The organism is Alloalcanivorax balearicus MACL04 (assembly GCF_025532145.1).
In the GTDB taxonomy this organism is placed as follows: domain Bacteria; phylum Pseudomonadota; class Gammaproteobacteria; order Pseudomonadales; family Alcanivoracaceae; genus Alloalcanivorax; species Alloalcanivorax balearicus.
Genome location: NZ_ARXS01000019.1, coordinates 29,877 through 43,150 on the forward strand (window position 1 = coordinate 29,877; position 13,274 = coordinate 43,150).

At 62.3% G+C, this 13,274-nt stretch carries 11 protein-coding genes; 5 read left to right on the top strand and 6 right to left on the bottom strand.

Translation table 11 applies throughout. The features are described 5' to 3' along the window. Positions 1-20: 20 nt before the first annotated feature. On the bottom strand, positions 21-1,403 hold the full coding sequence (locus tag MA04_RS15320) for an ABC transporter substrate-binding protein (RefSeq protein ID WP_262461392.1): 1,383 nt from the start codon (positions 1,401-1,403) through the stop codon (positions 21-23). A gap of 466 nt (positions 1,404-1,869) precedes the next feature. Between MA04_RS15320 and apbC the strand changes: the two genes are divergently transcribed. Next, the gene (gene apbC, locus MA04_RS15325; RefSeq protein WP_262461394.1) at positions 1,870-2,961 is read left to right on the top strand and encodes an iron-sulfur cluster carrier protein ApbC; all 1,092 of its coding nucleotides are present in this window, start codon (positions 1,870-1,872) and stop codon (positions 2,959-2,961) included. A gap of 127 nt (positions 2,962-3,088) precedes the next feature. On the opposite strand, the gene MA04_RS15330 is transcribed toward apbC, so the two are convergent. From MA04_RS15330 to MA04_RS15350, 5 genes are all read right to left on the bottom strand, one after another. Beyond that, the gene (locus MA04_RS15330; RefSeq protein ID WP_262461396.1) at positions 3,089-4,264 is read right to left on the bottom strand and encodes an MFS transporter; all 1,176 of its coding nucleotides are present in this window, start codon (positions 4,262-4,264) and stop codon (positions 3,089-3,091) included. A gap of 114 nt (positions 4,265-4,378) precedes the next feature. Then, complete coding sequence (locus MA04_RS15335) at positions 4,379-5,017, bottom strand: response regulator transcription factor (protein WP_163122097.1); 639 nt, start codon at positions 5,015-5,017, stop codon at positions 4,379-4,381. Between the two features lie 11 nt (positions 5,018-5,028). Then, the gene (locus MA04_RS15340) at positions 5,029-6,615 is read right to left on the bottom strand and encodes an ATP-binding protein (protein WP_240342659.1); all 1,587 of its coding nucleotides are present in this window, start codon (positions 6,613-6,615) and stop codon (positions 5,029-5,031) included. A gap of 60 nt (positions 6,616-6,675) precedes the next feature. Beyond that, on the bottom strand, positions 6,676-7,224 hold the full coding sequence (locus MA04_RS15345; RefSeq protein WP_163122094.1) for an isochorismatase family protein: 549 nt from the start codon (positions 7,222-7,224) through the stop codon (positions 6,676-6,678). 24 nt (positions 7,225-7,248) lie between these two features. Then, complete coding sequence (locus MA04_RS15350) at positions 7,249-7,683, bottom strand: MaoC family dehydratase (RefSeq protein WP_014996430.1); 435 nt, start codon at positions 7,681-7,683, stop codon at positions 7,249-7,251. Positions 7,684-7,894: 211 nt separating this feature from the next. On the opposite strand from MA04_RS15350, the gene MA04_RS15355 reads away from it, so the two are divergent. The 4 genes from MA04_RS15355 to MA04_RS15370 are packed head-to-tail and all read left to right on the top strand — an operon-like array spanning position 7,895 to position 13,274. Then, a complete protein-coding gene (locus tag MA04_RS15355; protein WP_262461400.1) occupies positions 7,895-9,268 on the top strand; it encodes a malonyl-CoA decarboxylase in 1,374 nt (457 codons plus the stop codon). A 4-nt stretch (positions 9,269-9,272) separates the two neighbouring features. Next, positions 9,273-10,025: an acetoacetyl-CoA reductase gene (phbB, locus tag MA04_RS15360; RefSeq protein WP_262461402.1), complete on the top strand. Its 753-nt coding sequence runs from the start codon at positions 9,273-9,275 to the stop codon at positions 10,023-10,025. 47 nt (positions 10,026-10,072) lie between these two features. Continuing rightward, positions 10,073-11,836, top strand: coding sequence for an acyl-CoA dehydrogenase (locus MA04_RS15365; protein ID WP_262461404.1), 1,764 nt, complete (start codon positions 10,073-10,075; stop codon positions 11,834-11,836). Between the two features lie 16 nt (positions 11,837-11,852). After that, positions 11,853-13,274: an NAD-dependent succinate-semialdehyde dehydrogenase gene (locus MA04_RS15370; RefSeq protein WP_262461405.1), complete on the top strand. Its 1,422-nt coding sequence runs from the start codon at positions 11,853-11,855 to the stop codon at positions 13,272-13,274.

Genomic DNA, 13,274 nt, shown 5'->3' on the forward strand with positions numbered 1-13,274 from the left:
CGCTCCTCCCTGACTCGCGATCACCGTTCGGCCAGCGCGTTGTCATTGGGGCTTTGGAGAATTTGCCGGTAGCTGAAAACTCTGCCGTCGGTGGCGAAGGCTTCGGCCTCCGGGCGACGCATGAACGCGGCCAGTTGCTCGCCGTTGCGGGCATAGAAGGCGCTTTTGCCAAACAGCTTCAGACCACTGTTCTTGTCGTAGACGTAGGTGGCGTTGATATCGGCGCCGGTCTCATCCGCCCGCCGTTCGGCGACCAGCATGGCATCGATGGAGGGGTAGCCTTTGATGCCGTTGTCGGCGTACCAGATTTCCGCCGGCTGCAATGCTGGATTATCCGGAATCGGGGTGACCATGGTGGCGATCGCCTCGTCGTAGTCGAGGCCGGCGGCGGCGTAGGCGCTACGCAGGTAGCTGTCGTCCACCCAGGCGTCGAAGTTGAGATCCGGAACCTGTTTCTCGTTTTGCAGAAGCTCATGGTCGTACTTCATGGCCGCCACCCAGTCCGGTTTGACACTGGCGTCCATGGTGGTGATGCCACCGTCACTGAAGTACAGATAAAGCACTTCTTTTTCCACACCAGTCCACTTGGAGACCTGTTCGGCGGCACGTACTGGATCGTCCCGGATCCATTGTTGCGCTTCGAGCGTGGCTTCCAGAACCGCCTGCACTACCTCGGGATAGTTCCGGGCGTAGGATTCGCGCACCACGATGCCGTGGAAGGTGGGGATGCCGGCCTGGCGACCGTCGTAAATTTTTCGGCCGGTACCGCGGAATTCCATGATCTCGGACCAGGGGCAGAAATCGGCATGGGCGTCGATTTTACCGGCGGCAATATTGGCGGCGCCCACCGGCGGTGACTGATTGACGATGGTGACCTCGTCGATCAGCCCTTCGTCCCGCAGTGCCTTCAGGGTCATGCCCCAGGCCGCGCTGCCCACCGGGGTGGAAATGGCCTTGCCGGCAAGGTCGGAGAGGGATTGGGCGGGGGAGTCCACCGGTACCACGATGCCATTACCGGTGCCTTCCTTGTTATAGCCGGTGATGGCGATGAAGCGGGTTTCGGCGCGGCCGCCTTCCTGGAACTTGGCGCCATTGACGATCAACGGGTAATCGCCCATGACACCGAAGTCCAGTTTCCCGGCCAGCATCTGGTTGGTGATCGGTGGCCCGGAGTCGTAGTCCTTGAACACAATATCGTAGTCCGCGTCCTGGTACTTACCGGTCCTGGGTAAGTATTTTTCAATCAGATCCAGTTTTTCCAGAACAACACCGCCCGACACGGTGTTGGTCACCATGCTTTGGTGGCCAATGCCAATGCGAATGCTTTCCGCGAGTACCGGTGTCGAAGCGAGCCCGATGAAAATGCTCAAGCAGGCCGCGACGCCGTAGCGTTTGTGATTCATGTCCGGTTTCCTCATTGAGAGTTCACTTGTACTAACAAGACATCACCACTGCTTATAAAACGCATTAGACGTGCCAGTTTTCGAAGGCCTGTTCGTATCCGTATGTTTTATAAGGGCAATTTTCTTGTTTGGTGTTTGCGACAGAATCCGGGCGCAAGGTGCACTTGCCCCTTGCTGGGGCAGATGCACAGTGATGACGCCAGTTTTCGGGACAAGGCGAGGCGTAACGGTACGACAACTAGAACAAGTTGCTGGCCGCGGCGTGATTCCCGTCGGAGATGTCGGGCCGCCCGCGGACGGGTAGGCGGTATCGTCGAGGTGGACGATGCGGAACAGGGTATGAAAGAGCGAAGGAACAGATCAAAGAATGTTTTTTAATATGGATATCCGTCTTTTCTGTCCACGGCACACCTCGCGGCATGGAAATTGCTGCCTTAAAAGGTATGACCGGTCAGGAGAGCCTCCCATGACAACCCTGGATACCACGCACTTACGCCATCTTCTGCGCCATTGGAAAGAACCAATGCAGGGCCAGGATCTAATCAGCAGCAAAGCGCTCAGAAACATATCGGTGGACGGTGGCATCGCGACTTTGAAAGTGTCCCTGGGATTCCCGGCGGACAATTATAAAGAAGAAAGCGCGGCGGGCCTGATCGACTATCTGCGTGTTCATGCCAATGCAATGCGGATGGCCGTGGATATGGAGTGGCAGGTGCGCCCACATCGTGTCCAGGGTGGTATGGAGCCGTTGCCGGAAGTGCGCAACATTATCGCGGTGGCGTCGGGCAAGGGCGGTGTCGGAAAATCCACCACCACCGCCAATCTGGCGCTGGCCTTGCAGGCGGAAGGCGCGCGGGTGGGCATTCTCGATGCGGACATTTACGGTCCCAGCCAGCCGCGCATGATGGGCGTTGATGAGCGGCCGCAAAGCGATGATGGCAAACGGATGACACCGCTGATCGGCCACGGTGTGCAGATCATGTCGGCGGGCTTCATGGTGGAAGAGGATTCGCCGGTGATCTGGCGTGGCTCCATGGTGACCCGGGCACTGACGCAGTTGCTCAAGAATACTCGTTGGCGGGATCTCGATTATCTGCTGGTGGACCTGCCGCCGGGTACCGGCGACGTGCAACTGACACTGGCCCAGCAGATTCCGGTGGCCGGCGCGGTGGTGGTGACGACGCCCCAGGACATTGCCCTGCTGGACGCGCGCAAAGCGTTGCGTATGTTCGAGAAGGTGGACATTCCGGTGCTTGGCGTGATCGAGAACATGAGTACTCATGTGTGCAGCCACTGCGGACATCAGGAAGCGATTTTCGGCAGCGGCGGTGGTGGCCGCATGGCGGAGGATTACCAGGTGCCGTTGCTCGGCCAACTGCCGCTGGATGTGGGTATTCGTACCCAGGCCGATGCCGGGCTGCCATCGGTGCTGGCACAACCGGATGGCGCGGTGGCACGGCAATATCGAAACGTGGCCCTGGCCATGGCCGGCCGATTGGCCTGCCGGCAGCTGGACCACAAAGCCCGCTTCCCGCGCATCGTGGTGGAGAATCGTTAGGGAATGGATCGCTTACAGGCAATACGCAGGCATGCACACGGCCATTCGCTGCCAGGGCAGCTCCCACAGGGGACTACGAAGCGGCTGTGGGAGCTGCCCTGGCAGCGAATACCTGCGTGCTCGTCGTTCAGGACGCTTCCGTCAGCGGTTTGTGCTTGGCGAACAACGGCGTCGCCAGAGTGAGGGTGGCGGCGCACAGCAGGGCGGTGCCGCCGATGATGAAAATCAGCGAGCTGTGTTCGGCGCTGGCGTAAATCGGTGCCATCAGGTAGGCCGCCGCCGCTTGCCCGACAGCGAACAGAGCGGTGGCCCGGCCCCAGGCGGTGGCGTGCACATGGGCGGGCACCAGCTCGCCGATGCGGCCCATGGTGGTGGCGACCATGCCGGGGATCAGTGCACCCACGGTAAAGGACGAAAGCGACACCACCAGCGTTCCCGGTATTAGCATTGGCAGAAGGACCGCCGTGCCCTTCAACGCCAAAGCGGTGAACAGGGTGCGGTGCCAGCCGGCATGGCGGGCAATGGCGCCGACCAGGAACGGGCCGCTGATGGCGCCCAGGGCCACCAGCCCCCACTGGATCGCCGCCGCCCAGGTACTGAACCCTCTTTGTCGTTCCAGATAATCCACCCAGAACACCGTATGCGGTACGAAGCCCACCGCGTCCAGCAGGTAGGCCAGATAGATGGCGGCCAGCACCAGGCCGACGCGGGCCTGCTGTTGTCCTTGTTGGGGCGCCTGCGGCAGGCCCGGCCAGGGGCGCCACACCAGCGCCACCGGTAACAGCGCGATCAGGCCGAGGCCCAGCCAGGTCAGTTCCGGCCCCTGCTGCATCAGCAGTGGCACCAGGGTGGCGGAGATCAACACGCCGGTGCCGACGCCAGTGAAGATCCAGGCGGTGCCCCGTTTGCGTTTGGATTCCGGAAGCTGGCTGGCGATCAGGGAAGGTGCCACCACCATCAGCAGGGCCCCGGTGACGCCGGCGACGAAGCGCCAAAGACTGAACCACCACACCGGCCCTTGCCACATGCTGGCCAGGAAGCTGACGGCAATCAGCAACGTGGACAGCTTGATCACCGCGCCGGGGCCGAGCCGGCGGGCGAGACGGCTGGCAAGTACCGCGCCGACCAGATAGCCCAGCAGGTTGGTGGCGCCGACGAAACCGGCGTCACGGGCGCTCAGCCAGCCGGCCTCGATCAGCCCCGGCAGTTGCGCGGCGTAGGCGAAACGGCCCAGCCCGATCCCGGCCAGGGTGGTGGCCGCTCCCATTAATATCAGGCGGGTGGGCGAGACGGAGGTGGTCATGGGCGGCTCCAAAGCGAGAGGCGGTCATTGGCAGGCGCCCAGTTAAGCAGAGTCCGCCTATCACTAAAAATGATTTATACAGATGCTCGGCATCACTGAACTGAATGGGATGGTTCAGGCGTGGAGAACGGCGTCCTGCTGGCGCAGGCTGATGGCGATCTGCACCAGTTCGGCCAGGGAATCCGCCGCCATCTTGCTCATCATGTTGGCGCGATGGCCTTCCACCGTTTTGCGGTTGATGCCGAGCTTATCGGCCACTTCCTGATTGGACAGGCCGTTGACCACTTCCTCGAACACCTGCCGTTCCCGTTTGGTCAGGCCTTCGTAGCGTTGCCGGTGTACCGCCAGCGCCTGCAGTTTGCGGCGGTGCTGACGGTCCCGCTCAAGGGCGTTCTGGACATGGTCGATCAGCACCTGGTCGTCGAACGGTTTCTCGATGAACGTCAGCGCGCCGTCGGTGAGAGCGGTCACCGCCATGTCGATACTGCCGTGGGCGGAGATCATGATCACCGGCAGGTCGATGCCGTATTCGGGAAATTTCTTCTGCGCGTTGATACCGCTGAGTTCGGGCATGCGCACGTCCATCACCACGCAACCGCCAGCGCCGGGCTGGAAACGTTGAAGAAACGCCAGGGCGGTTTCATAACAGCGCACCTGCAGCCCCACGGACTCCAGCAGCCATTGCAGGGAGTCGCGCACATCGGCGTCGTCGTCGATGATATGGATGGTTTGCGTCGATTCGCTGTTTGCCATTGGGATCCGGGTCAATTCGTTGTGGTCGGCGTTTCGTCGTCCGCCAGTGCCAGGGTGAAACAGAAACAGGCGCCTCCCTTTTCCATGCCACCCTCTTCCACGGCGCAGGGCCACAGTTCGCCGCCGAGGGATTCTACCAGGGAACGGCTGATCGCCAGGCCCATGCCCAGCCCGTTCTTCTTGGTGGTGAAAAAGCGCTCGAACAGTTTATCCGAGCTGTGTGGCGGCAGGCCAGGGCCCTGATCGCGCACCCGGATCTCCAGTTGTTTGCCGCGCCGCTCCGCTTCCAGCCAGACTTTCAGCGGTGGTTGCCCGGCGGGAGTCTGGCAGGCCTCGATGGCATTGACGATCAGGTTGAGCAGGATCTGCTCCAATTGAATGCGGTCCGCCACCACCCGGGCGTCGGTCAGAGTCATACGGTTTTCCAGCACTACATTATGGCGTTCGGCGTTGGGTTCGCAGAACTGCAGCAGATCGTCGACCACCGGCAGCAAATCCATGGCTTCGTGTACTGGGGCTCTTTTGCGGGTGAAGTCCATCATCCGGTGGATAATGCCGCCAGCGCGCAGAGCGGTGTCCACGGTTTTTTCCAGCGGCACGCGCAGGTCCTGCCAGCGCACCTCGGCCTGATCGCCGAAGCGGCGCTGGATGCCGCGCAGATAATTGACGATGCCGGTGAGCGGCTGATTCAGCTCGTGGGCCAGGCTCGAAGCCAGCTCGCCCATGGTCACCAGCCGGCTGGCGTGTTCGATCTCCGCCTGATAGGCCTTCAATTGCGCTTCCGCCGCCTTGGCCGCGCTCAGATCCCGGGCCACCAGGGAAAAGTATTCCATGTCGCCGTGATAGGAGCGGTGCGCCAGCAATTCCAGGGAAACCGGAATGGTCTGGCCGCGGCGATCACACATGTCCAGCTCACCGCTCCAGTTGCCGCGCCGCAGGGCGGTGGGGAAGGCGGCTTCGCCAAGCAGGCGGTAGCTGGTCTCGGTGAACAGCTCCGACAAAGCGGCGGACGGGGTGGCGCTGTCCAGGGCCAGCACCTGGCGGGCGGACTCGTTGAGATGGGTAATGCGATGATCCAGGGAAGTGAAGATCACCAGATCACTGGTGCTTTCCAGTACTCGCGCCAGCCGCCGGTTGGTCTGCTCCGCCTCGATACGGCCGCTGGCGTCCCGGGATACCACCAGGATTTCACGGATGTCGCCGGTGTCCGGGTCGCGCAAGGTGCGGCTGGTGCTTTCCAGCCAGGTGTAATGGCCGTCCTTGCAACGGAACCGGTAGGTGTGAGTGTACAGACCGCGCTCGTAGCGAACGCTGGGTGCGCGCCGCTGGAAATTCTCCACATCGTCCGGGTGATAAAGGTCATAGGCGGAGACGCCGACGATTTCCTCGACGCTGTAGCCGAGCAGATGAGTCACCGCCGGTGAGGCATAAATGAAACGCCAGTCCCCGGGTGTGTGCCGGGAGATCATGTCGGTGGACTGCTCGGCCATCTCCGCCAGCAGGCGGTTGCGCTCGGCATCGTCGGTGAGCGCGGTGAAGCCCTCTTCCGGTGTCGGTGTGTCCATGGGCGGGGGGTTGGGTTGCTGGCTAAGGAACATAGTGTACCTCGTGCGGTGCCCAACCACCGCCGGCATTGGCGCCGACGGTGTTTTCGGGTATCAGCGCAGGAACTTCTGACTGAAGGTTTTGAATTGCGGGGCGAGGGAATCGCGAACCCACTCGAAACCCACCATTTCCCGGGTGACCACGCGCACGCCTTCGTCACGCAGGCGTTGCAGGGCACTCTCGGTGTCCAGCGGATTACGCGCGGAGATCGCATCGGCCACCACGAACACCTTGTTGCCGGCCTGGTGCAGCCCCAAGGCGGTTTGCATCACACAGACGTGGGCTTCCATGCCGCACAGCACGAACGTCTTGCCGCGGGCTTCCGAGAGCAGCGAGGCGCATTCGGGCGCGTCGGCGCAGGAAAACACAGTCTTGGCGATGGCGGGGTTGGCGTCGCCGGCCAGCTCCAGTAGTTGGTCGGTGGTGGGGCCGACGCCCTTCGGGTATTGCTCGGTGAAGCGCACCGGCACGTCCATCAACTGCGCCACTTCAATCAGCCAGCGGCAGTTCTTCACCAGGGTTTCGTGTTCATGTACGCCGGGCAGCAGACGTTCCTGAACGTCGATGACCAGCAGGGTGGAATCTTGGGCTTCGATCAGCATGGTCGGATCCTTACTCTCTACGTCTTACTGGGAGGGGCGGCGGTCCACCATGTTGGTGGCCACGCCCTGGGCTACGATCTTGTCTTTGACGCGGCAGACGGTTTCCAGCTTCACCCGGCGCCGTCTTTCGTCGATCTCCAGCACGGTGGCGGTGGCCACCACGGTATCGCCGATGTGGACCGGCGCCTTGAACGACAGCTGCTGGTCCACATAGATGGCGCCGGGGCCGGGCAGGCGGGTGCCGAGCACGGCGGAGATCAGGCCGGCGCTGAACATGCCGTGCACGATGCGCTGGCCGAACTGGGTGCCGGCGGCATAGTCCGCGTTCAGGTGCACCGGATTGTCGTCACCGGTGATGCCGGCGAACAGTACCACGTCGGCCTCGGTAATGGTCTTGGCGTAGCTGGCGCTGAGGCCGACTTTCAGGTCTTCCAGGTAGTAACCGTGCAGTTCGTCCATTGGGATCCCTTATTTTACGTAGTGACTCTTTATGTCGTGGCTTTGGTTCATTCACAAGGCACGAAGCCATTTAGTTAAAGCCAGTGACTCAAAAGTGTAGTGGTTTACACTTTTGAATCCAAGTAGAAATACTTGGTTTTGTAATGAGGCTTTGCTAGTCTCTTGGCCGTCGGTGCCGCACCAGCGTGGAGCGGCCTGGTGGGAGAGAGCAATGATGCAGGACCAAAATGACGGTCTTTGGGAAAAGGCCATTCGCCGACTGGTGCCGCTGGGGCTGGAGACCTGGAACGAGCGGCGGCTGCTGGACGGCAAGCTGACACTGACCCCGGACCTGAACGGCGGTGACGTGGAGCGCCTGATCAAATGGATAGACGCCTGTCTGGCGGACGATGGCGGGCAGGTGGCGGCCCGTGATCGGGCGGTGACCCTGGCGCGGGAATTCAAGGCTCTGAATCACGATGGCCGTGCCCGTTTCCTGATGTTGCTGGCGGAACAATACGCTGTGGACGAGGCGCGGGTGGAGCAGGCCATGGAGCAATGGCGCGCGGCCGGCAGCGAGGGGCGCATGCAGGCCGCCCTGGCTCTGCGTGATGCCCTGGAGCCGCCGCGCATGACCTTGCTGACCCGTTTCAATGGCGTGCCGGAGGGGGTCAAGTTCCTGGTGGATCTGCGTGCGGAACTGTTGTCGTTGCGCAAGGAACATCCCCAACTGGCACCGCTGGAAGCGGACCTCAAGCGGCTGCTCGGCGCCTGGTTCGACGTGGGGTTGCTGCAATTGGAACAGATCAGTTGGCAAAGCAGCGCCGAGTTACTGGAAAAGCTCATCGCCTATGAGGCGGTGCACGCGATCCGTGGCTGGAACGATCTGAAAAACCGTTTGCGCCCGGACCGCCGCTGCTTCGCGTTCTTCCATCCGAACATGCCCAATGAGCCGCTGATTTTTGTCGAGGTGGCACTGGTGGAAGGCATGGCCGGCAGCATCCAGGCGCTACTGGATGAAGACGCGCCGGTGCTGGATGCCCGGCAAGCGGACACCGCCATTTTCTACTCCATCTCCAATGCCCAGGCCGGTCTGGCGGGCATCAGTTTCGGCAACTTCCTGATCAAACGGGTGGTGAAGCTGCTGCGCCAGGAACTACCGCAACTGAAGCAGTTCGCCACCCTGTCGCCGATCCCCGGATTCCGCCGTTGGCTGGAGGGGTTGTCCGACGACGTCCTGGCCGGTTTGCCCGGCGGTACGGTATGGCGGGACACCGGCAGTGCCGGGGCTCTGCTGGATCCGGAGCGGCTGGATCCCTTGCGTGCCGAGGCGCTGCGGCGGCTGATGGCCTGGTACCTGTGCCGCGAGCAACGCCGGGGCCGCTACGCCCTGGATCCGGTGGCCCACTTCCATCTCAGTAACGGCGCTCAGGTGGCCCGGCTGAACTGGGCCGCGGACCTGTCCGAAAAAGGCCGGCGCCAGGCCGTCGGCATGATGGTTAATTATCGCTATGAGCTGCCGCGTATCGAAGCGCGCAGCCAGAGTTACACCGTCGATGGGGCCGTGGCCACGTCGGCATCCATGAAAAAACTGTTGAAGGCGTAAAGTTATGAGCGAGAAACGATTGGCGGTGGTGACCGGCGCCACCGGCGGCTTGGGCGTGGCCATGTGTCAGGCTCTGTGTGATCAGGGCCGCACCGTGGTGGGGACCTACTATCCGGACCCGCAACAGGAGCAACAGGCGCGGCAATGGCAGGAAAGCATGGAGCAGCAGGGCTATTCCGTGCACGTCCGTCCCTTGGACGTCACCGACTATGAAGCCTGCGTCGCCTTTGCCGCCAGTGTGGAAGCGGAGCTCGGTCCCATCGATGTGCTGGTGAATAACGCCGGCATCACCCGGGATGCGCCGATCAAGCGCATGGAGCCGCACTTCTGGCAGGATGTGATCAACACCAACCTGACTTCCATGTACAACCTGTGCCGGGCGGTGTTCGACGGCATGTGCCAGCGCGGCTTCGGCCGCATCGTCAACATCTCCTCCCTGAATGGGGAAAAGGGCCAGTTCGGCCAGTGCAACTACGCCGCCGCCAAGGCCGGTGTTTATGGATTCACCCGCTCCATCGCCCAGGAAGGCGCGCGCAAGGGCGTCACCGTCAACGCCGTCTCGCCGGGTTATATCGACACCCCGATGGTGCGGCAGGTGCCGGAGAACATTCTTGAAGGTATCATCGCCGGTATTCCCGTGGGCCGGTTGGGCCAGCCCGATGATATCGCCCGGGCAGTGGCGTTCCTGGCCGCCGACGAGGCGGGTTTCATCACCGGCACCAATCTGTCGGTGAATGGCGGTCAGTACATGAGCTGACGGCACCGCGAACCCCTTCCGCGAACAACAAAGACAGAGGATGCCCCATGCCGGAATATAAAGCGCCGTTGCAGGACATGGCTTTCGTGCTCGGCGAGCTGACCGATATCGATGGTCTGGCGGCATTGCCGCCGTTTACCGAAGTGTCCCGTGAACTGGCCGAAGCGGTGCTGGATGAGGCCGGCAAACTGGCCTCGTCGGTGATCGCGCCGCTCAATGCCGACGGCGATCGCCATGGCGTGCGTCTGCAAGAGGATGGCGTGGTTGCCGCTCCCGGTTTTCGTGACGCTTACCAGCGCTACGTGGAAGGCGGCTGGGGCAGTCTGCAGTTCGATCCCGAGTACGGCGGCCAGGGGCTGCCGTTCTCGCTGGCGGTGGCGGTGCAGGAGATGTGGCACGCCGCCAACATGTCCTGGGGGCTTTGCCCGCTGTTGTCCCAGGGCGCGGTGGAAGCCATCGCCGCCAATGCCGACGAGTCTCTCAAGGCCCTTTATCTGCCGTCCATGGTCAGTGGTACCTGGAGTGGCACGATGAATCTGACCGAGCCGCAGGCCGGTTCCGATCTGGCCGCGGTGAAGGCGCGGGCGGTCCCGGAAGGCGATCATTATCGCATCACCGGGCAGAAAATTTTCATCACCTGGGGCGATCACGACATGGCCGACAACATCGTCCATCTGGTGCTGGCCCGTTTGCCCGATGCGCCGGAGGGCGTGAAGGGCATTTCCTTGTTCCTGGTGCCCAAGTATTTGCTCAACAAGGATGGCTCCCCGGGCGAACGCAATGATTGCCGGGCCATCTCGCTGGAACACAAGATCGGCATTCACGCCAGCCCCACCTGTGTCATGAGCTACGGCGACAATGGCGGTGCCATTGGTTACCTGGTGGGCAAGCCCAATCAGGGCCTGGCCTGTATGTTCACGATGATGAACAACGCCCGTCTCACGGTGGGACTGCAGGGCGTGGCCGTCGCTGAACGGGCCTGTCAGCAGGCACGCGAATACTGCCGCGAAAGGGTGCAGGGTGTGGCTCCCGGACAACGTGAGGCGGGGCCGATCGTCGGTCACCCGGACGTGCGCCGTATGCTGATGACGATGAATGCGCTCACCGAGGCGGGGCGCGCGCTGGCCTACGTGGGCTGCGCCGAAGTGGATCGGGTGCACGGTGAAAGCGATCCGCAACGCCGGGCCCGTCATCAGCGGCGCCTGGATTTGCTCACGCCGCTGGTGAAAGGCTGGTGCACGGAGATGGCCCAGGAAGTCACGTCCCTGAACGTGCAGTGTCATGGCGGTATGGGGTTCATCGAGGAAACCGGTGCCGGGCAGTTGTTCCGGGATGCGCGCATCCTGCCGATCTACGAAGGCACCAACGGCATTCAGGCGATGGACCTGGTGGGGCGCAAGACCTTGCGTGATCGCGGTACCGCCATGTTTGAGATGCTGGAGGAGATGGATGCGTTTCTGGCCGAGCCGCACCTGGAGAGTGTGTTGGGCTCTGAACGCAAAGCGCTGTTGGCGGATGCGGTGGTGGCGGTAGCCGACGCCACGGAATTTTTGCTGGGCGCCAGCGACAGTGCCACGCTGCCCGGCGCTATCGCTTTCCACTATTTGATGCTGAGCGCCACCGTGGTGGCTGCCTGGCAAATGGGCCGCGCGGCGCTGAGCGTGGCGGAAGACGATTCCCCGTTCGCTCGCCGCAAACGGCATCACGTCCACTTTTACCTTGAGCAGATATTGCCCCGTTATCTGCATCACGCCCGGGCTTTGCGTTTCGGTGACGATACACTGATGGCGCTACCCGAAGAGCTGCTGTAACCCGCAGGAGAAAACCATGTACATCAACGGTGAATGGATCAACAAGGACAACACCTTCGCGGTGTTCAACCCCGCCACCAATGAGCAGATCGGTACCGTCGCCGACGCTGATGACGCCGACATCACGGCGGCCATCGAGGCGGCCAACATCGCCTTCGCGTCCTGGTCCGCCACCACCGCCTATGAACGAGCGGCGCTGCTGTACAAGGCCCACGGGCTGATGCTGGCGCGCAAACGGGAGCTGGCGGAGTTGATGACCCGCGAGCAGGGCAAACCCCTCAAGGCGGCGCTCAACGAAGTGGGTTACGGCGCCGACTTTCTGCTGTGGTTCGCCGAGGAAGCCAAGCGTATGTATGGCGAAACCATTCCGTCCGCCCGCGCCAATCAGCGCTTCTGGGTACAGCAGCATCCAGTGGGCGTGGTCGGCGCGATCACGCCGTGGAATTACCCGATCTCGATGATCACCCGCAAGCTGGCGCCGGCGGTGGCGGCGGGCTGCACCATCGTGTTGAAACCGGCGGAAGCGACGCCGTTGTGCGCCCGGGCCATGTTCGAGATTTTTCACGAGGCCGGTTTCCCGCCAGGCGTGGTGAACCTGATCACCAAACAGGATCCGAAGCCGGTGGGTGAAGCGTTCTGCACTCATCCGCTGGTGAAAAAAATTACTTTCACCGGTTCCACGCCCGTGGGCAAGTACCTGTCCGGGCTGGCCGGCGGCCATCTCAAACGGGTTTCCATGGAGCTGGGTGGCCATGCGCCGGCCATTGTCTTCAATGATGTGGATCCGGTGCATGCGGCCAAGGGCTTGTCGCTGGTGAAATTCCTTAACACCGGTCAGGCCTGCATCAGCCCCAATCGCATTTTTGTTCAGCGCGACATCATCGAGCCGTTCCTGGCGGAGATGAGCAATCGCATCGCCAAACTGAAAGCCGGCAATGGCATGGAAGAGGGCATCAGCATCGGCCCGCTGATCAACCAGGCGGCCATCGACAAGGTGGCCGGGCAGGTGGACGACGCGGTGGCCAAGGGCGCCCGCCTGATGCAGGGCGGTGAGCGCCTGTTCGCCGGTGAAGCCGATCGCGGGCATTTCTATGCGCCGACCCTGCTGGCGGACGTGACTCCGGACATGCGTATTTACCGCGAGGAGACGTTCGGACCGGTGGCGCCGGTGATCCCCTTCGATAACGAAGAGGAGGTGCTGGCCATGGCCAACGATACCCATTACGGGCTGGCGGCCTACGTCTATACCGAGAAGCTGTCCCGGGCGATCCGCATGTTCGAAGGGCTGCGGTTCGGCATCATCGGCATCAACGACATCAACCCCACCAGCGCGGCGGCGCCGTTTGGTGGCATGAACGAGAGTGGTCTGGGGCGCGAGGGCGCCCGCGAAGGGCTGCTGGAATATCTGGAAACCAAGCTCGGTGGCGTGGCGGTCTGA